Genomic DNA, 20,500 nt, shown 5'->3' on the forward strand with positions numbered 1-20,500 from the left:
AGATAAATATGGAGGATGTTTCATTGGCTATAAAACCAATCGTAGTGCACCCGGCAGAAGTGCTGGAGCAAGAATGCGAACCTGTCACCGTCTTTGACAGAAAGCTTTCAAAGTTATTAAAAGACATGTATGATACAATGATTGAACTTGACGGGGTGGGTCTTGCTGCTCCTCAAGTGGGAGTACCCATTCAGGCAGCTGTTGTTGACATAGATGATCATCATGGAACAATCGAACTGATTAATCCAGTTATTATAGAGAAGAGCGGCTCTCAGACAGGACCAGAAGGCTGCTTAAGCTTCCCGGGATTATATGGAGAAGTAGAACGCAGCGATTTTGTTAAAGTAAGAGCTCAAAATCGAAAAGGCAAACCATTTGTCATTGAAGCAAATGGTTTTTTAGCTAGAGCAATACAGCATGAAATTGATCACCTGCACGGAATTTTGTTTACGTCTAAAGTGAAAAAATACATTAAAGAAGAAGAGCTAGAAGAATTGGAAGGATGATTGGCATGACAAGAATCGTTTTTATGGGAACGCCTGATTTTTCAGTTCCTGTTTTAAAAAGACTCGTGGCAGAAGGATATGAAGTTGTTGGAGTTGTCACTCAGCCTGACCGTCCTAAAGGCCGTAAAAAAACACTGACACCTCCTCCAGTAAAAGTAGAAGCAGAAAAACAGAAGATTCCTGTGCTTCAGCCGGAAAAAATCAGAGATAAAAAAGAGCTCGAACAAGTGCTTGCTCTCAAACCGGACCTGGTCGTAACAGCTGCATTCGGTCAAATTCTCCCGAATGAATTATTAGAAGCGCCCAAGTTCGGCTGCATAAATGTTCATGCATCATTGCTTCCTGAACTAAGAGGCGGAGCTCCTATTCATTATTCCATTCTTCAGGGCAAAAAGAAAACGGGCATCACGATCATGTACATGGTTGAAAAACTTGATGCCGGTGATATCCTGACTCAGGCAGAAGTGACAATTGAAGAGCGTGATCATGTAGGGACTCTACATGATAAACTGAGTGCTGCCGGAGCTGATCTATTGGCAGAAACGCTGCCCCTGCTGCTTGAAGGAAAGCTGACTCCGCGCAAGCAGGATAATGAAAAAGCAACATTCGCATCAAACATCAAGCGCGAACAAGAGAAGATTGACTGGACGAAAAGCGGCCAGGAAATCTATGATCATATCCGTGGTCTGCATCCATGGCCAGTTGCCTATACCCATATGAATAATCAAGTTGTAAAGATTTGGTGGGGTGAAAAACTGCCAAATAAAAATACAGCAGCACCTGGAACAATCATTGGAATCGATTCTGATGGCTTTGTTGTGGCAACAGGTGACAGCACGGCAATCAAAATTACAGAGCTTCAGCCATCCGGAAAGAAAAAGATGAGCGGAGAAGATTTTCTGAGAGGAACGCAAATGCAGGCAGGAGAAAAGTTGGGAGAGCAAAATGAAGAAAACAAATAATGTCCGCGAGGTTGCTTTGGAAACACTGCTGACAATTGAAAAAAATCAGGCATACAGCCATCTTCTTTTAAATTCTATGATAAAGAAGAATAACGTGAAAGAAATCGATATTCCTCTGCTGACTGAAATGGTTTATGGAACTCTGCAGCGCAAAGATACGATTGATTTTTACCTGGCACCGTTCTTGAAAAATGCCAAAAAGACAGAACAGTGGGTCATGAATCTGCTTCGCCTTTCAGTTTATCAAATGGTTTATCTGGACCGGGTGCCTGAGAGGGCCGTATTATTTGAAGCGGTGGAAATTGCCAAGTCCAGGGGGCATAAAGGCATTGCCTCTTTTGTAAATGGAATTTTAAGGTCGCTTCAGCGTGAAGGTGTTCCATCCTTTGATTCCATTAAAGATGATGCAAAACGGATTGCAGTAGAAACAAGTCATCCGCTCTGGCTTGTTCAGCGCTGGATTAGCCAGCTTGGAACCTGCGAGACAAGAAAAATGTGCGAGGCAAATATAACAGCGCCAAGTGTGACAGCAAGGGTGAATCAAATGAAACAATCACCTGAGGAATTGATGGACATGCTCAAGCGAAAAGGGATTCAAACTGAAAAAGGCGACCTGACAGAAGACGCCATTAAAAGCCTGAAGGGAAATCTTGCTCAAACAGAAGAATTTAAAAAGGGCTGCTTTACAATCCAGGACGAAAGCTCAATGCTTGTAGCACGAACGCTTGGATTGCAAAAAGGCGACAGTGTGCTTGACGCATGCGCTGCACCAGGCGGGAAATCAACACATATTGCTGAGATCCTCGAGAACACAGGATCCGTTCATTCACTTGATCTGCATGAGCATAAGGTGAAATTAATTAAAGAGCAGGCAGAACGTCTTCACCTGAGCAATATTGAGACAGAAGCGCTCGACAGCAGAAAGGCTCATACGCGATTTAAAAACGGCCAGTTTGATAAAATTTTAGTGGATGCACCTTGTTCGGGTTTTGGCGTCATTCGCCGAAAACCGGATATTAAATATTCAAAAACAGAAGAGGATGTAGGGCGTCTTTCTGAAATTCAGCTGGCAATTCTTTCTTCAGTCGCGCCTTTATTGAAAAAAGATGGTACACTAATCTATAGCACATGTACAATTGATCATGAAGAAAATGGACAAGTCGTACAGGCATTTTTAGAAAAACACAGTGATTACGAGCTCGATCATTCATTAATTGACCGTTTGCCGCAGCCCGCAAAACCATTTGCTGCTGATGGACAGCTTCAAATACTGCCGCATTATTTCGGCACGGACGGATTTTATATAGCAAGCTTAAGAAAGAAGGTGTAAAAATGGAAGAAGTAAAACGCACAAAAAAAACAGTCATCAAAGATCAAGTAAAACCTTCCATTTATTCTCTTGAACTCGGAGAATTGCAAGATTGGTTAACAGAGAAAGGCGAAAAGCCGTTCAGAGCTGCTCAAATTTTTGACTGGCTTTATATTAAAAGAGCATCCTCTTTTGAGGAAATGTCAAATTTACCTAAAGCGCTGAGAAGCAAGCTTGATGAGAACTTTGTTTTAACAACACTTAAAACAATCATTCAGCAAACTTCAAATGACGGCACAATGAAGTTTTTATTTGAACTTCATGACGGATATTCGATTGAAACCGTACTGATGCGCCATGAATATGGAAATTCGGTTTGTGTAACAACACAAGTCGGATGCCGGATTGGCTGTACGTTCTGTGCATCTACACTTGGCGGATTAAAACGCAATTTAGAAGCAGGAGAAATCGTTGCACAGGTCGTAAAAGTACAGAAGGCACTTGATGAGCTTGGAGAACGCGTGAGTCATGTGGTCATCATGGGCATCGGCGAACCATTTGACAATTATGATGAAATGATGGGATTCCTAAAAATCATTAATCATGATGATGGATTAAATATTGGAGCCCGCCATATTACCGTTTCAACGAGCGGGATCATTCCAAAAATCTATAAATTTGCAGATGAACACCTGCAAATTAACTTTGCCGTTTCTCTTCATGCTCCAAATACGGAGCTTAGAAGCCGTTTAATGCCAATCAACAAGGCATACAAGCTTCCTGAACTGATGGAAGCAATTGAGTATTATGTGAATAAAACAGGCCGCCGCGTGAGTTTTGAATATGGTTTATTCGGCGGAGTAAATGATCAGGTAGAGCACGCTGAAGAGCTCGCGAAGCTTATTAAGCATCTCAAATGTCATGTGAACTTAATTCCAGTCAACTATGTGCCTGAACGTGATTATGTCAGAACGCCAAGAGAACAGATTGATCTGTTTGAGAAGACATTGAAAAAACGCGGCATAAACGTAACGACCAGACGTGAACAGGGACACGACATTGATGCAGCATGCGGTCAGCTTAGAGCGAAGGAGCGCAAAGAAGAGACGAGGTGACTTCATGGAAACCGTTATTGTAACAGACAGGGGAAAAGTAAGGCAGCATAATGAAGACAGTGTTGGCGTCTATAAAAATGAAGACGGAGATGTGCTCGCGGTTGTTGCAGATGGTATGGGAGGTCACTTAGCAGGGGATGTTGCAAGTCAAATGACCATTGCGACTTTGAAAGAAATGTGGGAATCAGCTTCCCGCATTTCTTCCCCTGACCTTGCTGTACATTGGCTGAAAGAGCATATCGAAAAAGTGAATGCTATTTTGCTTGAACATGCATTGACACATCCAGACTGCAAAGGAATGGGGACAACTGTAGTTGCGGCAATCTGCACAGAAAGCTTTGCCACAATCGGTCATATCGGCGACAGCCGGGGTTACTTATGCAACACTGACGGTTTTAAACAAATAACCGAGGATCATTCACTTGTAAATGAACTCGTGCGTTCAGGACAGATTTCAAAGGAAGATGCAGAACATCATCCCCGAAAAAATGTTCTTGTAAGGGCTTTAGGGACAGAAGAACACGTTGAACTTGATCTGACATCCATTTGTCTTGAGGAATCAGATATTCTGCTTTTATGTTCCGATGGACTATCCAACAAAGTTGGCGAGAGTGAAATGAAGCAGACGCTTACCTCTCTCAGATCACTTGAGGAAATCGCATTATCTTTGGTCAAACAGGCAAATGATAATGGAGGAGAGGATAATATTTCACTCGTCATCGTCAAACAGCCGTCTGAAATCAAAGAGGGTGATCAGACGTGTTAATTGGCAAGCGATTAAGCGGCAGGTATAAAATTCTTCGGGTTATTGGCGGCGGAGGAATGGCAAACGTATATTTGGCGCGGGATATGATCTTAGATCGCGATGTTGCAATGAAAGTCCTAAGATTTGATTTTTCAAATGATGATGAATTTATTAAGCGATTCAGACGAGAGGCTCAATCAGCAACAAGCCTTGCCCATCCGAATATCGTCAGTATTTTTGATGTTGGGGAAGAGGATGGCATCTATTACATCGTCATGGAGTACGTTGAAGGCAATACGTTAAAACAATACATACAGCAATATGCACCCCTTCATCCAAGAGAAGCTTTAAATATCATGGAGCAGATCGTATCCGCGATCGCACACGCCCATGAAAATCATATCGTTCATCGTGACATTAAGCCGCACAATATTCTGATCGATCCGCATGGAAATGTGAAGGTAACTGACTTTGGCATCGCGATGGCACTCAGTTCTACGACAATTACCCAGACGAACTCTGTGCTGGGCTCTGTTCATTATTTATCGCCAGAGCAGGCGCGAGGAGGAATGGCGAATAAAAAATCAGATATTTATTCCCTCGGTATCGTTCTTTTTGAACTGCTTACAGGCAGACTTCCTTTTGACGGAGAATCTGCCATTTCCATTGCGCTGAAACATCTGCAGTCAGAAACACCTTCTGCTAAACGGTGGAATGCCACAATCCCGCAGAGTGTGGAGAATATCATTTTAAAGGCAATGGCCAAGGATACTTTTCACAGATATGAATCCGCTGAAGAGATGGAAGAAGATATTACAACTGCCCTGAAGCCAGAACGGCTTAACGAAGAGAAATTCGTCATTCCGGAAGATAATGAAGCCACAAAAGCGATTCCGATCATAACGGATTCTAATATGTATGAAAAGACCGACGATACGATGGTCCGCGCTCCTGAGAACATAGGAACAGATGAAACAAAAAAGCCGGTAAAAGAGGCAAATAAAAAAGGCAAAAAAGAAAAGAAGAAAAAGAACAAAGCCGGCATGATTATTCTGACAATCTTTCTTTTGCTTTTAGTAGCAAGCGTTGCAGCTGTAACTGTTGTTCCACCGCTGCTTATGCCAAAGGATGTTGAGGTGCCTGATTTATCGGGAATGCAGTATGAAGATGCGGTTAAAGAGCTCCTTGCTGAAAAATTTGTCGTGGATGACCCTATTTTAATTGAAGATGAAGAAATACAGGAAGGTTATGTTGTCAAAACAAAACCTGAAGCGGGCAAAACGGTAAAAGAAGGAGATACAATCATCATCTATGAAAGCTCCGGCAAAGAGAAGGTAGAGCTCGATGATTATGTGAACCGTGATATTAACCGGGTCCGTGATCTTCTTGAAAGAAAAGGGTTTACAAATATAAAAATTGAAGAAGAATTTAATGAAGCAGCAGCGGGAACGATTTTAGAACAGGACCCTGAACCTGGAGTTGAGGTCATTCCAGGAGAAGATGAGCTGGTGTTAACGGTAAGCAAGGGACCAGAGGAATTTGAACTGCAGGATTTGACAGGTTACTCAGAGGAAGCTCTGAACGCTTATATTGAAGAAAATGATCTGGAATTAGTCAGGAAAGATGTTTATTCAGACACAGTCAATAAAGGTGAAGTCATTTCCCAGTCTCCTGCCCCATCTGAAAAAGTTCTCCCTGGAGAGACACTTGAAGTGACAGTCTCCCTTGGTGCAGAACAAAAACCAAACCAAAAAGTGAAGAGAATAATCGAAATTCCTTATCCGCCCGAGCTTGCTGGACAGCCAGCCGAGGTCAGTATCAACATAGATGATGCGGAGCATTCTATTTCAGATGAGTACGAAACGTTTACGACCACTGAGAACACTTCACGTGAAATAGAATTTTCGATTGCACCTGGTGATAAAGCGTTTTATCAGGTTATCATCGACAAGAGGGTAGTGAAATCTGAAATTATTCCATACCCTGAGTAATTGTCTGCAGCAATCAAGGAGGAAATGTATGCCTAAAGGCAAAATTATTAAAGCGTTAAGCGGATTTTATTATTGTCTTGATGGAGAGCGGACGATTCAGTGCCGCGGACGCGGAGTCTTCCGTAAAAATAAAGTAACTCCGCTCGTTGGCGACGAAGTCATTTATGATTACGAAAATGAACGGGAAGGCACCATCCAGGAGGTACTGGACAGAAAAAACGAGCTAGTGCGTCCGCCGATTGCAAATGTCGATCAGGCCATCCTTGTATTTTCAGCTGTTGAGCCTGATTTCAGCACGGTGCTGCTGGACCGCTTTTTAGTCCTTATTGAATCGAACGAGATTGAGCCGATTATTTGCATCAGCAAAACGGATTTGATTGAAGATGAGAAACAAAAGAATGAGATTTTTGCCTATGCGGATGATTACCGCAGAATGGGATATGAAGTGAGGCTGACTTCTACACTTGAAGCTGATGGCATTGCCGAGCTGCTGCCATTGTTAAATGACCGCATCTCGGTATTTGCCGGACAGTCCGGTGTGGGAAAATCATCTCTTTTAAATGTGCTGCGCCCTGAACTTGCCCTTAAAACGAGCGATATCTCTGCCCATTTGGGCCGAGGAAAGCATACGACAAGGCATGTAGAGCTTATTCCTGTCGGATCTGGACTAGTTGCAGATACACCTGGCTTCAGTTCATTGGAATTTATGAATATTGAAGTTGAAGATCTTTCGTATTGCTTTCCGGAAATGAGAGAAAAAAGCGATCAATGCAAATTCAGAGCCTGCACACATGTGTCAGAGCCGAAATGTGCGGTTAAGACGGCAGTGGAAAATGGAGAAATCCCGAAATACCGGTATGACCATTATTTGAGTTTTATTGAAGAAATTAAGGATAGAAAGCCGAGGTACTAACCATGATTAAAATTGCACCATCGATTCTTTCAGCTGACTTTTCCCGCCTTGGAGCAGAAATTGAGGATGTTGAAAGAGGGGGAGCGGATTATATTCATGTCGATGTGATGGATGGCCATTTTGTACCTAATATCACAATCGGACCGCTGATTGTTGAAGCGATCAGACCGGTTACAAAGCTCCCTTTAGATGTTCATTTAATGATTGAGAATCCTGACGCTTTCATCGGTACATTTGCTAAAATGGGTGCGGATATCATTACTGTTCATGCAGAAGCATGCCCTCATCTGCACCGGACCATTCAGCTGATCAAGTCTGAAGGTGTAAAAGCGGGGGTAGTTCTTAATCCTCATACACCGGTCGATGTCATTAAACACGTCCTAGACGAACTTGATATGGTTCTTCTTATGACCGTGAATCCAGGGTTCGGCGGTCAATCCTTTATTCATTCTGTACTGCCGAAAATCACTGAAGTAGCAGAAATGGTGAAGGACCGCGGATTGCATACGGAAATTGAAGTGGATGGCGGAGTAAATGCAGAGACAGCCAAGCTTTGCATTGAGGCAGGAGCAAATGTCCTTGTTGCCGGTTCCGCTATATACAATCAGCAGGATCGCATGAAAGCCATTCGTGAAATAAGAAATGCTTAAGAACCGCTTTTTGCGGTTCTTTTTTTAAAGGCTCTTTCCGTAAACATTTTTCTTTTGAGACTAAATGTTGTAAACCTTAGTGGATTGCAGCGGAAGGAACTTGACTCCTGCGGGAATTAGAGCGAAATGGAAGACCCCGCAGGCTCGCCGAGGAGGCTTCCACGCTCCCCGCGGAAAGCAAGTTCCTGGAGCGGAAAGGAACGGACAACATTTATAATCGAAAACAACAATTTTTGTGAAACCAGACTTTCTGGACAGCCTCTTTTTTGAAAGTTTGCGCATTATAAAATAATATTATTATGTAAATTAGGTAAGGTGAGTGAAATGAAATCAATCTACATTGTTGCAGGCGGACCGAAAAGGTATATTCCATCTTTAGCAAGCTATGACAAGGATTCTGTTATCTGGATTGGTGTTGACAGGGGAGTCATCTTCCTGCAGGAAGCAGGCATTAACCCCGACAGAGCTTTTGGAGACTTTGATTCCATTTCAGATCATGAACGTGAGGATTTAGCGCAATCGTCTCTTGAAATGGACTTGTTTCCGTCAGAAAAAGATCAAACCGATACGGAGATTGCTTTAGAATGGGCAATTTTGCAGGAACCCTATGAAGTTTTTTTATTCGGTTCAACAGGGGGAAGACTGGATCATTTTCTTGCAAATACCCAGCTGCTTGCAAAGTATCCGGATGCACCGATTAAAATCATTGATCATACGAATGAAATAACAGTGCATTTGCCAGGCACTTATCATATTGAAAGAGAAAGCAGTCATCCGTATATTTCGTTTCTTCCTGTAAGCGGTGAAGTAAAAGGCATTACCCTTCTTGGCTTTAAATATCCGCTTTCAAATTGTCATATTAAGCTTGGCTCTACACTATGTATTAGTAATGAACTTATTCTTTCGTTCGGTACTTTTTCGTTTGAGCAAGGCATATTAATGATGGTAAGAAGTACTGATGAATAACTTCTGAAGCGTTTTTTAAACTATGATGTTTAAAAAAATAATCGGGGCTGCACTTGCTTCGCATACGATGAAGAATGAAAAAACAGATCCGCTGAATCTTTCATCATCATTTTGAACGAATGGCTGAGGAGGGAAAGTATGAAATTTTATACGATTAAATTACCGAAGTTTTTAGGTGGCATCGTTCGGGCGATGCTGGGATCATTTAAAAAAGACTAAATACCTAAAGCAAAGCGCCCTGGTCATTAAGGTATATATAAATGGCCTAAGAAGGCGCTTTTTGCCTTGTTGGGCCATTTCCCAAGGCTTTGAGAATATAAAAAAAGCACCGCGCAAAGCGGTGCTTTTTTCATATGTTTTAAATCCCGTCCTGAATTCGTTTCGAAAATCTATAGAAATGAACGGGTCAAAAGCTTAAAGCTTTTGATTAAACACGCTCAACTTTACCAGATTTTAAAGCTCGAGCAGATACATATACGCGTTTTGGTTTGCCGTCAACTAAGATACGTACTTTTTGAAGGTTAGCACCCCAAGTACGTTTTGAAGCGTTCATTGCGTGAGAACGTGTGTTTCCAGAACGTGTTTTTTTACCTGTGATTACGCATTTACGTGCCATCGTATTCCCTCCTAACTGCAAAAAACCTTTCCAATTCAAACATACTAATCTTGTTTGTCATGAGATACTTTAATAATTTATCACAACTCCTTTCGGAATGCAATAGTTCTTGCTTTTGCTTTCAAGAATTTTTCCTTGACATACATGAATAATTGATGCTGAATAATACTATAGGGTAAGATGTCCCGCGTCAGTGATATAGAATGACTTTTAAAAATCGCTTGAATATAGTAAAATAGCTTTAGCCTATGCGAACAATTCCAAAGGGGGAACAATCATGTCCATTGAGATGAAAACAAAGTACGGACAAATTGACATATCCAACGAAGTCATTGCAACGGTTGCAGGCGGTGCAGCAATAGACTGTTATGGCATTGTCGGAATGGCGTCAAAAAATCAGATCAAAGACGGAATCACTGAGATCTTAAGAAAAGAAAATTTCAGCCGCGGAGTTATTGTCCGTCAAGAAGAGGATCATATCAATATTGATATGTACATTATCGTCAGCTACGGAACTAAAATCTCTGAAGTGGCTCATAATGTTCAAACGAAAGTGAAGTACACACTGGATAAAACAGTTGGACTAGCTGTTGATTCAGTCAATATTTTTGTTCAGAGTGTTCGTGTAACGAACCCGTAGTAAGGAGGAAAAAGTCCGTGTCAATTACAACTTTAGATGGAAAACGTTTTGCAGAAATGATTTTGCAGGGGGCAGGACACCTGTCTAACAATGCAAAATACGTTGATGCATTAAACGTTTTTCCTGTTCCGGATGGAGATACTGGAACAAATATGAACCTTTCGATGACTTCAGGTGCGAAAGAGGTTCAAAATCATGTATCTGAACACATCGGCAAAGTCGGTGCAGCACTCTCAAAAGGTTTATTAATGGGAGCCCGCGGAAATTCAGGTGTTATTCTGTCTCAGCTGTTCAGAGGTTTTTCAAAAGCGATCGAATCAAAAAGCACGATTACAAGCGCTGATTTTGCAAACGCACTTCAGGCTGGTGTAAATACTGCGTATAAAGCGGTAATGAAACCTGTTGAGGGTACGATTTTAACCGTTGCGAAAGACTCTGCCAAAAAAGCGGTTGATACAATTGAAGCTGATTCATCTATTTCAATCGATCTATTAATGGAAGCGATTTTAACAGAAGCTAAAGCATCTTTGGAGAGAACGCCGGATTTATTGCCTGTCCTTAAAGAAGTTGGAGTAGTCGACAGCGGCGGCCAGGGACTTGTATTTGTTTATGAAGGTTTCCTTGCCGAACTAAGAGGCGAAAAGGTGTCAAATATTAAGGTTACTGCTTCGATGACGGATCTCGTAAGTGCTGAACATCACAAAAGTGTAGCTTCCCACATCAATACAGAAGACATTGAATTTGGCTACTGTACGGAATTTATGGTGCGGTTTGAAGATGATAAAGACGCTTTTACTGAAGAGACGTTCAGACAGGATCTCAGCGAGCACGGTGATTCTTTATTAGTCATTGCTGATGAAGAAATCGTTAAAGTACATATCCACGCAGAATATCCTGGCCAGGTTCTTACATATGCACAGCGTTATGGAAGCCTGATCAACATGAAAATAGAAAACATGCGCCAGCAGCACACAAGCTTGCTTGATGACGCTCCGTCTATGCCTGCTGCTGAACCTGTTTCCACAAAGAAAGAAAAACAAAAATACGGCATCGTTACCGTGACAATGGGAAAAGGCATTGCTGATCTTTTCAGAAGCATCGGCTCTCATTCTGTCATTGAAGGCGGACAAACGATGAATCCGAGCACTGAAGATATTGTTCAGGCCATTAAAGATGTTCATGCAGAGAATGTGATCATTCTGCCTAACAATTCAAATATTGTCATGGCTGCTCAGCAGGCGGCTTCTGTTGTTGATGATCACGTAATCGTTATACCTTCAAAAACAGTGCCTCAAGGAATGGCTGCATTGCTTGCATTCAATCCCGCGGGATCTGCAGAAGATAATGAAGAAATCATGAAAGATGCCCTTGGCTCTGTCAAAACAGGTCAAATTACGTACGCTGTCCGCGATACGAATATTGATGGACTTGATATTGAAAAGGGAGACTTCATGGGAATTGCAAATGGCAAAATTGTTACAAAAGACACAAACCAATTAGCCTCTGCGAAAAAGCTTCTTGAAACGATGATTTCAGAAGATGATGAAATTCTTACAATTCTTCAAGGTGAAGATGCTGCTGATGATGAACTGCAGGAATTGGTGCAATTCATCGAAGAAACTTATGAAGAAATAGAAGTAGAAGTTCATAAAGGTGAACAGCCTTTATATTCTTACATTTTTTCAATTGAATAAAACAAAAATATAGAAGGGGATCCCCCTTCTATTTCTTATGTAAGCTGAAATTTCATTAGCTTTCCTGAACTTTTTTTCCATTATGATTACGTTTTCGCAATGGATCATTTTCTGGTAAACTGAGCAGGGGGGAGAATAAGATTTTTTTTCAGTAACTTTTTTCTAAGCTTAGGGGGATTTTATGAAATATAGAAGTGTATTTGATATCATTGGACCCATTATGATCGGCCCGTCAAGCTCGCATACTGCAGGGGCTGCAAGAATCGGGAGAGTGGCACGGAGCCTGTTTGGAAGAGAGCCGAAGTGGGCGGCGATTTCGTTTTACGGCTCGTTTGCCAAAACATTTAAAGGCCATGGCACAGATGTAGCCATTATCGGCGGCTTGCTTGACTTTGATACATTTGATGAAAGAATCAAAACATCTTTAGAGATTGCAGATCAAAAAGGAATGAAAGTAACCTTCACAGAAGAAGAAGCGATAACGGATCACCCGAATACGGCGCGTGTCATTATCGGTGATGATCAAGGCCAGCTTGAGCTTGTAGGAATCTCGATCGGCGGCGGGAAAATTGAAATCACTGAACTGAATGGGTTTGAACTGAAATTATCAGGAAATCATCCTGCCATATTAGTTGTTCACAACGACCGTTTTGGCGCCATTGCTGCTGTAGCGAATGTTCTCGCAAAATATGCGATTAATATTGGGCATATGAATGTGGCGCGCAAGGAAAAAGGCAAGCTTGCTCTAATGACAATTGAAGTGGATCAAAACATCGATATCGCTGTATTGGATGAACTTAAAACACTGCCGAATATTCTTCAAGTAACAAAAATAGCAGATTAAGCCAATATAAGCAGTGATGTGACTGGGGGAAAAAACATGTTTCGAAATGTAGCAGAACTAGTCGAACTTGCTGAAAGCAAGGGCGTTAAAATAGCAGAAATTATGATTCAGCAGGAAATGGAAATGACCGGCAGAACGCGCGAGCATATTTTGTCCATGATGGATCAGAATTTAACGGTCATGGAACAAGCTGTTGAAAAGGGACTTGCAGGTGTGAAATCTCATTCAGGGCTGACTGGAGGAGACGCCGTTCTCATGCAGGCATATATCCAAAAGGGGAATTTCCTTTCAGGAGAAATTATTCTGGATGCCGTCAGTAAAGCGGTTGCCACAAACGAAGTGAATGCAGCAATGGGAACCATTTGCGCAACCCCTACTGCAGGATCGGCGGGCGTTGTTCCGGGAACTCTTTTTGCGGTAAAAGCGAAATTAAATCCAAGCAGAGAACAAATGATTGATTTTCTGTTTACTTCTGGTGCTTTTGGCTTTGTGGTTGCCAATAACGCATCTATTTCCGGAGCTGCCGGCGGCTGTCAGGCTGAAGTCGGATCTGCTTCAGGCATGGCTGCGGCTGCAATAACTGAGATGGCAGGCGGGACGCCTAGTCAGGCTGCAGAGGCGATGGCAATTACTCTGAAAAATATGCTTGGACTTGTTTGTGATCCGGTTGCCGGTTTAGTAGAAGTTCCATGCGTAAAAAGAAATGCTATGGGTGCAGCAAATGCTATGATCGCGGCTGACATGGCTTTAGCAGGCATTACGAGCCGCATCCCGTGTGATGAGGTGATTGATGCAATGTTCCGCATCGGCCAATCGATGCCGACTGCTCTTAAAGAAACAGCTCAGGGCGGACTCGCGGCCACTCCGACCGGCCGTGAACTCGAGGCGAAAATTTTTGGGATCTCGCTTAATGAACGCGGCTAATACCCTCATGCAGCCTGTCAGTGCCGTAAAGGGGATAGGAGCTGAGTCAGAAGAAATCTTGAATGGAATGGGCATTTATACTGTAAAAGATTTAATTGAATATTTGCCATATCGTTATGAAGATTATCGCCTGAAGGACTTAGCGGAAGTACAGCATGATGAACGGGTGACAGTCGAGGGGAAGGTTCATAGTGAACCTTCTCTTGCCTTTTTCGGCAAAAAGAAATCAAGGCTGACTGTCCGGGTTCTTGTTGGAAGATACTTAATCAGTGCGGTGTTTTTTAACCGCCCGTATTACAAAAAGAAGCTTGCGCTGCAGTCCACCATCACGATTTCGGGAAAATGGGACAAGCACCGCCAGACGATTTCAGTCAGTGAAATCGTATTTGGTCCTCAGGCAAAGCAGCATGAAATCGAACCGGTGTACTCAGTAAAAGAAAAGATCACGGTCAAAACGATGAGAAAGTTCATCAATCAGGCTCTTAGTCAATACGCATCTGCCATCACGGATATGATTCCTGTGCAGCTGATGGCCGCGTATCGTCTGCCTGCAAAAAAAGAAGCCATTTTTACGATGCATCACCCTTTGAAGCACGAGGATTTAAAGCATGCAAGAAGATATTTTGTCTATGAGGAATTCCTTCTTTTTCAGCTGAAAATGCAGGCTTTGCGAAAATTTCAGCGTGAGCAGTCTCATGGAATTATCCATCAGATCGATCCATTGCAATTAGATGGATTTACTGAATCTCTTCCTTTTCCTCTAACTAATGCTCAGCAGAGGGTAGTCGGAGAAATCTTAACTGACATGAAGTCAAACTACCGCATGAACCGCCTCCTTCAGGGAGATGTGGGCTCAGGTAAAACAGTTGTTGCGGCCATTGCTATGTATGCCGCTCATTTATCCGGCTATCAAGCTGCATTGATGGTGCCGACAGAAATTCTGGCAGAGCAGCATGCAGAATCGCTTGCGGAAATCTTCAGACGCTTCCCTGTCACTGTCGCCTTGCTTACCAGCTCGGTGAAAGGAAAAAAAAGAAGAGAACTCCTTCAGAGAGTTGCAGATGGCGAAATCCAATTTGTTGTCGGAACGCATGCCCTGATTCAGCAAGATGTCCATTTTGCAAAGCTTGGACTCGTGATTACAGATGAACAGCACCGCTTTGGTGTTGAGCAGCGAAAAGTGCTGCGCGCTAAAGGAGAAAACCCGGATGTCCTGTTTATGACAGCTACACCCATACCAAGGACGCTTGCCATCACGGCATTTGGCGAAATGGATGTCTCTGTGATTGACGAACTTCCGGCTGGGCGAAAACAAATAGAAACGTATTGGGTGAAGCACGAAATGCTGGACCGCATCCTTCGTTTCATTCATAAAGAACTGCAGGCAGGAAGACAGGCTTATGTCATCTGCCCGCTTATTGAGGAATCCGATAAGCTTGATGTTCAAAATGCAATCGACGTTCACAGCACACTCGTTCATTTTTATAAAGATAAATGGAATGTGGGACTGATGCACGGCAGACTGACAAGTGCGGAAAAAGACGAAGTGATGAGGGAGTTCAGTGAAAACCTGGTTCAAATTTTGGTTTCCACAACCGTTGTTGAAGTAGGAGTCAATGTACCGAATGCGTCAGTAATGATGATTTATGACGCAGAGCGCTTCGGACTTTCACAGCTCCATCAATTAAGAGGCCGGGTAGGAAGAGGAAGCTCCCAGTCATACTGTATCCTGCTTGCTGATCCGAAATCAGAAACAGGCAAAGAACGCATGCGTGTGATGACAGAAACAGCGGATGGTTTTGAGCTGTCAGAGAAAGACCTGGAACTCAGAGGGCCAGGAGATTTTTTTGGCAGGAAGCAAAGCGGAATGCCTGAGTTTAAAGTGGCTGATATGGTTCATGATTACCGTGCGCTTGAAACCGCAAGGAGTGATGCGGCAAAGCTCGTTCAATCCGATGCTTTCTGGCACTCAGAAGAATACAGGGAACTCAGGGAGTATCTTGAACAAACAGGGGTTGTTGATGGAGATAAATTAGATTAATAGAATACTTCAATAGAGAAAGCAGATTGCATTTGGACCTTGCAATCTGCTTTATTTGATTATATACTACTATTAGTACCTAGTCTTAAGAGTGCGGACGGTGTCAGACTAAATGAGAAAATCCAAAAAAGAGCGGCAGTCGATGCTGCAGCAGACTATAAATGAAACACCCTTTATTACTGACGAAGAGTTAGCAGATAAATTCAGTGTCAGCATTCAGACAATCAGGCTTGACCGGCTTGAGCTTTCCATTCCGGAGCTTCGTGAACGGATTAAGCATGTAGCCGTCAAGCAGCTTGACGATGAAGTGAAATCACTTCCTTTAGAAGAAGTAATCGGCGAAATTATCGACCTTGATCTTGATTCCTCTGCCATTTCTATCTTTGAAGTGAAAAAAGAGCACGTGTTTGTCCGGAACCAAATCGCCCGCGGCCACCATTTATTTGCTCAGGCGAATTCACTGGCAGTTGCGGTCATAGATGATGAACTGGCTTTAACAGCTAAGGCAAATATTCGTTTTACCAGGCAGGTTAAAGAAAAAGAGAGAGTAATTGCTAAAGCTAAAGTGATAAAAATGGATGAAGACAAAGGAAGAACCACGGTCGATGTAAACAGTTATGTCGGAACTGAGCTGGTCTTCTCCGGCACATTTGAAATGTACCGGTCAAAAACAATGAAAAAGGCAGGTTTCAGCAATGAAGATCGCAATTGATGCAATGGGAGGGGACAACGCTCCTAAAGCTATCGTAGAAGGTGCAATGAAAGCTGTCACTCTATTTAAAGATATTGAGATTACCTTATACGGCAGAGAAACTCTTATTAAAGAACATCTTTCTAATCCGGAAAGAATCACAATTGTACATACGGATACCGTCATTGAAGCAACAGACGAACCTGTCAGAGCGGTGAGAAGAAAAAAAGATGCATCAATGGTGCTGATGGCAAACGCTGTAAAAGAAGGACAGGCTGATGCCTGTATTTCTGCAGGCAACACCGGAGCATTAATGACAGCTGGTCTATTTATTGTAGGCAGAATTGACGGAATTGAACGGCCTGCATTATCGCCGACACTTCCTACCACCCAAGGACAGGGATTCCTCATGCTTGATGTTGGGGCAAATGTTGACGCAAAGCCTGAGCATTTGCAGCAATACGCGATCATGGGCTCCATTTATGCCAAAAAGGTCCGCGGACTTGCAAATCCAAGAATAGGATTGCTGAATGTCGGCACAGAGGACAAAAAGGGAAATGAACTGACAAAAGCAGCTTTTCAATTATTAAAAGAATCTGATCTTAACTTTATTGGAAACGTTGAAGCGAGAGATTTGCTCGACGGAGTAGCAGATGTTGTCGTAACAGACGGATTTACCGGCAATGTTGCTTTAAAAACGGTAGAGGGAACGGCGCTTTCCGTATTTAAAATGCTGAAGTCAGCTTTAACCAGCAATATGAAATCAAAACTCGCAGCCGCTGTATTAAAGCCGCAATTAAAAGAAATCAAAGGGAAAATGGATTACTCCGAGTACGGCGGTGCCGGATTGTTCGGACTGAAAGCTCCTGTTATTAAAGCGCACGGCTCTTCAGACCCTAACGCTGTTTATAATGCAATCCGCCAGGCGCGCGAGATGGTAAACAACGATGTCTGCAAGACAATTCAGCAAACAATTGAGAAAACGAACTCTGTTCGGGGCCTCGAGAGGAGATAGAATATGAGTAAACTAGCCTTTATTTTTCCAGGTCAAGGATCACAGACTGTCGGCATGGGGAAAGATTTATATGATGAAGTGGAAGCATCGCGCAGCGTGTTTGCAGCTGCGGATGAAAAGCTTGGTTTTCAGCTTTCTGAAATCATCTTTGAAGGTCCGCAAGAAAAGCTGACATTGACATACAACGCACAGCCTGCGCTGCTGACAGCAAGCATCGCTGTTTTGGAAAGATTCAAAGAAAGCGGAATTCAGCCTGACTTTGTTGCCGGACACAGTCTTGGAGAATACACGGCACTTGTTGCAGGCGGAGTCCTTTCCTTTGAAGATGCTGTATATGCTGTCAGAAAACGCGGAGAATATATGAACGAAGCTGTTCCTGCTGGCGTCGGAGCGATGGCGGCGATCCTTGGAATGAATTCAGAGGATCTGCATGAAGTGACAGAACAAATCACAAACGATGGCTTCTCTGTGCAGCTGGCGAATTTGAATTGCCCTGGACAGATTGTCATTTCAGGAACGGCAGAAGGTGTAGAAAAGGCGTCAGCATTAGCAAAAGAGAATGGCGCTAAAAGAGCAATCCCGCTTGATGTGAGCGGACCGTTTCATTCAGAGCTGATGAAGCCTGCTGTAGAAAAGTTCAAAAGCATACTTGATGAAGTCAGCCTTAGTGATGCAGCTGTCCCTGTAGTGGCAAATGTTACAGCAGCACCTGTAACACGCAGTGCAGACATAAAGAACCTGCTCGTCGAACAATTGTTTTCTCCGGTAAAATGGGAGCAATCAGTAAGTAAAATGATTGAACAGGGTGTAACGACTTTCGTTGAAATCGGGCCTGGAAAAGTTCTTTCAGGATTAGTGAAAAAAATCGATCGCAAGGTAAACACGATTGCTGTATCTGACTTGGCATCAATCGAAGCTGCAATCGAAAAGCTCAGGGAGGTCAAATAATGGTTGAAGGTAAAGTGGCATTAGTTACTGGTGCATCAAGAGGAATCGGCCGCGCAATTGCACTTGAACTGGCTCAAAACGGTGCAAATGTAGCGGTGAATTACGCAGGAAGCGAAGCGAAAGCCAATGAAGTTGTCGATGAAATAAAAGCGCTCGGCAGAGAAGCATTTGCCGTTCAGGCAGATGTCAGCGACAGTGAGGCTGTAGCTGCGATGGTCAAAGCAACAGTTGAGCAATTTGGCAGACTGGATATACTAGTAAACAATGCCGGCATTACAAAAGATAATCTTCTGATGAGAATGAAAGACTCTGAGTGGGATGATGTCATCAACATCAATTTGAAAGGTGTTTTTCTGACGACAAAAGCGGTAACACGCCAAATGATGAAGCAGCGTCAAGGCCGAATCATCAATATTGCATCGATCGTCGGTGTAAGCGGAAATCCTGGCCAGGCGAATTATGTAGCGGCTAAAGCAGGTGTAATCGGTTTAACAAAAACAGCAGCTAAAGAGCTTTCATCGAGAAATATTACAGTCAATGCGATCGCACCCGGGTTTATCACAACCGATATGACGGATAAACTGACTGAAGAAGTAAAAACCGAAATGCTGAAGCAAATTCCGCTTGCCCGCTTTGGTGAGCCATCTGATATTTCAAATGCGGTCACGTTCTTAGCTTCTGATAAAAGCAGCTATATCACAGGGCAGACGATCCATATTGATGGCGGAATGGTCATGTAAAAAAGAATTTTGTGTCTTGCTTTGGATTCTCTGATTTCGGCTAGTTTTTTAATAGGATATACACTATAATACTTTGAGGGGAGGTGAAATGTTATGGCAGATGTACTAGCTCGCGTAACGAAAATTATCGTTGACCGTCTTGGTGTTGATGAGGCTGAAGTAAAAATGGAAGCTTCTTTTAAAGACGATTTAGGTGCGGATTCCCTTGATGTAGTAGAACTTGTAATGGAACTTGAAGATGAGTTCGACATGGAGATTTCTGATGAAGATGCAGAAACAATTGCAACAGTGGGTGACGCTGTGAACTACATACAAAGTCAACAGTAATGTTGCATTTAAAGTCCCGTTTTAAAGCGGGGCTTTATCCCTTTTAAAACATGGGAACAAAAATGAAAAGATGCGGTTGTTTAAGTGATGGAGGTACCTATGCCGAAGATGAATTACAGAGAGAGAAGATCGTTTGTCAAAAAAGCAGAATTCAAACAATTTCAAGAACAAATTGGCCATACATTTCAAAATGAAAGACTTTTGTATCAAGCCTTCACACATTCATCCTATGTGAATGAGCATCGCAAAAAGCCTTACGAGGACAATGAAAGACTGGAATTTTTAGGAGATGCGGTTTTAGAATTAACGATTTCTCAGTTTTTATTTAAGAAATATCCAACAATGAGCGAAGGGGACTTAACTAAGGTCCGAGCGGCTATTGTATGTGAGCCTTCGCTTGTAGCATTTGCAAATGAATTATCATTTGGAAAGCTTATATTGCTTGGTAAAGGTGAAGAAATGACTGGCGGAAGAGCAAGACCTGCTCTGCTGGCAGATGTTTTTGAAGCATTTATTGGAGCATTATATTTGGATTCAGGGCTTGATCCTGTCGTTGCCTTTTTAGAAAAATGTGTATTTCCTAAAATTAATGATGGTGCTTTTTCTCATGTGATGGATTTTAAAAGTCAGCTTCAGGAGTTTGTTCAAAGAGACAGCAAAGGTTCTTTGGAATATAAAATTCTTCAGGAGAAGGGCCCTGCCCACAATCGCGAGTTTGTGGCCACTGTCTCTCTAAATGGAGAAATCCTCGGAACCGGAAACGGCAAATCAAAAAAAGCGGCTGAACAGCATGCCGCGCAAGAAGCATTAACAAAACTGAAACCTCATTAAGATGAATTAACCCCCGGAAATCAGGGGGTTCT

At 42.7% G+C, this 20,500-nt stretch carries 22 protein-coding genes; 21 read left to right on the top strand and 1 reads right to left on the bottom strand.

The genetic code is table 11. The features are described from left to right. Nucleotides 1–23 precede the first annotated feature (23 nt). From def to spoVM, 10 genes are all read left to right on the top strand, one after another. Complete coding sequence (gene def / locus GJU41_RS06500) at nucleotides 24–506, top strand: peptide deformylase (RefSeq protein ID WP_070879127.1); 483 nt, start codon at nucleotides 24–26, stop codon at nucleotides 504–506. A 5-nt stretch (nucleotides 507–511) separates the two neighbouring features. Beyond that, on the top strand, nucleotides 512–1,468 hold the full coding sequence (fmt, locus tag GJU41_RS06505; protein WP_070879167.1) for a methionyl-tRNA formyltransferase: 957 nt from the start codon (nucleotides 512–514) through the stop codon (nucleotides 1,466–1,468). Beyond that, on the top strand, nucleotides 1,452–2,798 hold the full coding sequence (gene rsmB / locus GJU41_RS06510) for a 16S rRNA (cytosine(967)-C(5))-methyltransferase RsmB (protein WP_154318185.1): 1,347 nt from the start codon (nucleotides 1,452–1,454) through the stop codon (nucleotides 2,796–2,798). The genes fmt and rsmB overlap by 17 nt, the downstream gene beginning before the upstream one ends. 2 nt (nucleotides 2,799–2,800) lie before the next feature. Continuing rightward, nucleotides 2,801–3,892: a dual-specificity RNA methyltransferase RlmN gene (gene rlmN, locus GJU41_RS06515; protein ID WP_070879129.1), complete on the top strand. Its 1,092-nt coding sequence runs from the start codon at nucleotides 2,801–2,803 to the stop codon at nucleotides 3,890–3,892. Between the two features lie 4 nt (nucleotides 3,893–3,896). Further along, complete coding sequence (locus tag GJU41_RS06520; RefSeq protein ID WP_070879130.1) at nucleotides 3,897–4,658, top strand: Stp1/IreP family PP2C-type Ser/Thr phosphatase; 762 nt, start codon at nucleotides 3,897–3,899, stop codon at nucleotides 4,656–4,658. Next, nucleotides 4,652–6,628 (top strand): Stk1 family PASTA domain-containing Ser/Thr kinase, encoded by a 1,977-nt coding sequence (pknB, locus tag GJU41_RS06525; protein WP_070879131.1) that lies wholly within the window; start codon nucleotides 4,652–4,654, stop codon nucleotides 6,626–6,628. Before GJU41_RS06520 ends, pknB begins: the two co-directional genes overlap by 7 nt. Before the next feature lie 28 nt (nucleotides 6,629–6,656). Continuing rightward, nucleotides 6,657–7,541 (top strand): ribosome small subunit-dependent GTPase A, encoded by an 885-nt coding sequence (gene rsgA / locus GJU41_RS06530; protein WP_154318186.1) that lies wholly within the window; start codon nucleotides 6,657–6,659, stop codon nucleotides 7,539–7,541. A 2-nt stretch (nucleotides 7,542–7,543) separates the two neighbouring features. Further along, on the top strand, nucleotides 7,544–8,191 hold the full coding sequence (rpe, locus tag GJU41_RS06535; protein ID WP_070879133.1) for a ribulose-phosphate 3-epimerase: 648 nt from the start codon (nucleotides 7,544–7,546) through the stop codon (nucleotides 8,189–8,191). A 324-nt stretch (nucleotides 8,192–8,515) separates the two neighbouring features. Further along, nucleotides 8,516–9,157, top strand: coding sequence for a thiamine diphosphokinase (locus tag GJU41_RS06540; protein WP_154318187.1), 642 nt, complete (start codon nucleotides 8,516–8,518; stop codon nucleotides 9,155–9,157). A 138-nt stretch (nucleotides 9,158–9,295) separates the two neighbouring features. Continuing rightward, nucleotides 9,296–9,376, top strand: coding sequence for a stage V sporulation protein SpoVM (gene spoVM / locus GJU41_RS06545; RefSeq protein ID WP_003328987.1), 81 nt, complete (start codon nucleotides 9,296–9,298; stop codon nucleotides 9,374–9,376). Between the two features lie 208 nt (nucleotides 9,377–9,584). Here spoVM and rpmB read toward each other — a convergent pair whose 3' ends face one another. After that, on the bottom strand, nucleotides 9,585–9,773 hold the full coding sequence (gene rpmB / locus GJU41_RS06550; RefSeq protein ID WP_070879136.1) for a 50S ribosomal protein L28: 189 nt from the start codon (nucleotides 9,771–9,773) through the stop codon (nucleotides 9,585–9,587). A 277-nt stretch (nucleotides 9,774–10,050) separates the two neighbouring features. Between rpmB and GJU41_RS06555 the strand changes: the two genes are divergently transcribed. The 11 genes from GJU41_RS06555 (at nucleotide 10,051) to rnc (ending at nucleotide 20,468) form a co-directional block, all read left to right on the top strand. Beyond that, nucleotides 10,051–10,413, top strand: a complete 363-nt coding sequence (locus tag GJU41_RS06555) for an Asp23/Gls24 family envelope stress response protein (RefSeq protein WP_070879137.1) — start codon at nucleotides 10,051–10,053, stop codon at nucleotides 10,411–10,413. A gap of 17 nt (nucleotides 10,414–10,430) precedes the next feature. Then, nucleotides 10,431–12,107 carry a DAK2 domain-containing protein gene (locus GJU41_RS06560; RefSeq protein WP_070879138.1) on the top strand — a complete coding sequence of 559 codons (1,677 nt, stop codon included), beginning with the start codon at nucleotides 10,431–10,433 and terminating at the stop codon, nucleotides 12,105–12,107. Nucleotides 12,108–12,288: 181 nt separating this feature from the next. After that, on the top strand, nucleotides 12,289–12,951 hold the full coding sequence (sdaAB, locus tag GJU41_RS06565; protein WP_070879139.1) for an L-serine ammonia-lyase, iron-sulfur-dependent subunit beta: 663 nt from the start codon (nucleotides 12,289–12,291) through the stop codon (nucleotides 12,949–12,951). A gap of 36 nt (nucleotides 12,952–12,987) precedes the next feature. Next, a complete protein-coding gene (gene sdaAA, locus GJU41_RS06570; RefSeq protein ID WP_070879140.1) occupies nucleotides 12,988–13,875 on the top strand; it encodes an L-serine ammonia-lyase, iron-sulfur-dependent, subunit alpha in 888 nt (295 codons plus the stop codon). A gap of 7 nt (nucleotides 13,876–13,882) precedes the next feature. Then, nucleotides 13,883–15,916, top strand: a complete 2,034-nt coding sequence (recG, locus tag GJU41_RS06575; RefSeq protein WP_396653203.1) for an ATP-dependent DNA helicase RecG — start codon at nucleotides 13,883–13,885, stop codon at nucleotides 15,914–15,916. Between the two features lie 112 nt (nucleotides 15,917–16,028). After that, the gene (gene fapR / locus GJU41_RS06580) at nucleotides 16,029–16,628 is read left to right on the top strand and encodes a transcription factor FapR (protein ID WP_070879142.1); all 600 of its coding nucleotides are present in this window, start codon (nucleotides 16,029–16,031) and stop codon (nucleotides 16,626–16,628) included. After that, nucleotides 16,612–17,622, top strand: coding sequence for a phosphate acyltransferase PlsX (gene plsX / locus GJU41_RS06585; protein ID WP_070879143.1), 1,011 nt, complete (start codon nucleotides 16,612–16,614; stop codon nucleotides 17,620–17,622). Before fapR ends, plsX begins: the two co-directional genes overlap by 17 nt. A gap of 3 nt (nucleotides 17,623–17,625) precedes the next feature. Beyond that, a complete protein-coding gene (gene fabD, locus GJU41_RS06590; RefSeq protein ID WP_154318188.1) occupies nucleotides 17,626–18,570 on the top strand; it encodes an ACP S-malonyltransferase in 945 nt (314 codons plus the stop codon). Then, the gene (gene fabG / locus GJU41_RS06595) at nucleotides 18,570–19,310 is read left to right on the top strand and encodes a 3-oxoacyl-[acyl-carrier-protein] reductase (RefSeq protein ID WP_070879145.1); all 741 of its coding nucleotides are present in this window, start codon (nucleotides 18,570–18,572) and stop codon (nucleotides 19,308–19,310) included. The genes fabD and fabG overlap by 1 nt, the downstream gene beginning before the upstream one ends. 93 nt (nucleotides 19,311–19,403) lie before the next feature. Beyond that, nucleotides 19,404–19,637 (top strand): acyl carrier protein, encoded by a 234-nt coding sequence (gene acpP, locus GJU41_RS06600; protein WP_070879146.1) that lies wholly within the window; start codon nucleotides 19,404–19,406, stop codon nucleotides 19,635–19,637. Nucleotides 19,638–19,736: 99 nt separating this feature from the next. After that, complete coding sequence (gene rnc / locus GJU41_RS06605) at nucleotides 19,737–20,468, top strand: ribonuclease III (protein WP_070879147.1); 732 nt, start codon at nucleotides 19,737–19,739, stop codon at nucleotides 20,466–20,468. Nucleotides 20,469–20,500: the final 32 nt, after the last annotated feature.

This window comes from Metabacillus idriensis (assembly GCF_009674765.1).
Classification (GTDB): Bacteria; Bacillota; Bacilli; order Bacillales; family Bacillaceae; genus Bacillus_P; species Bacillus_P idriensis.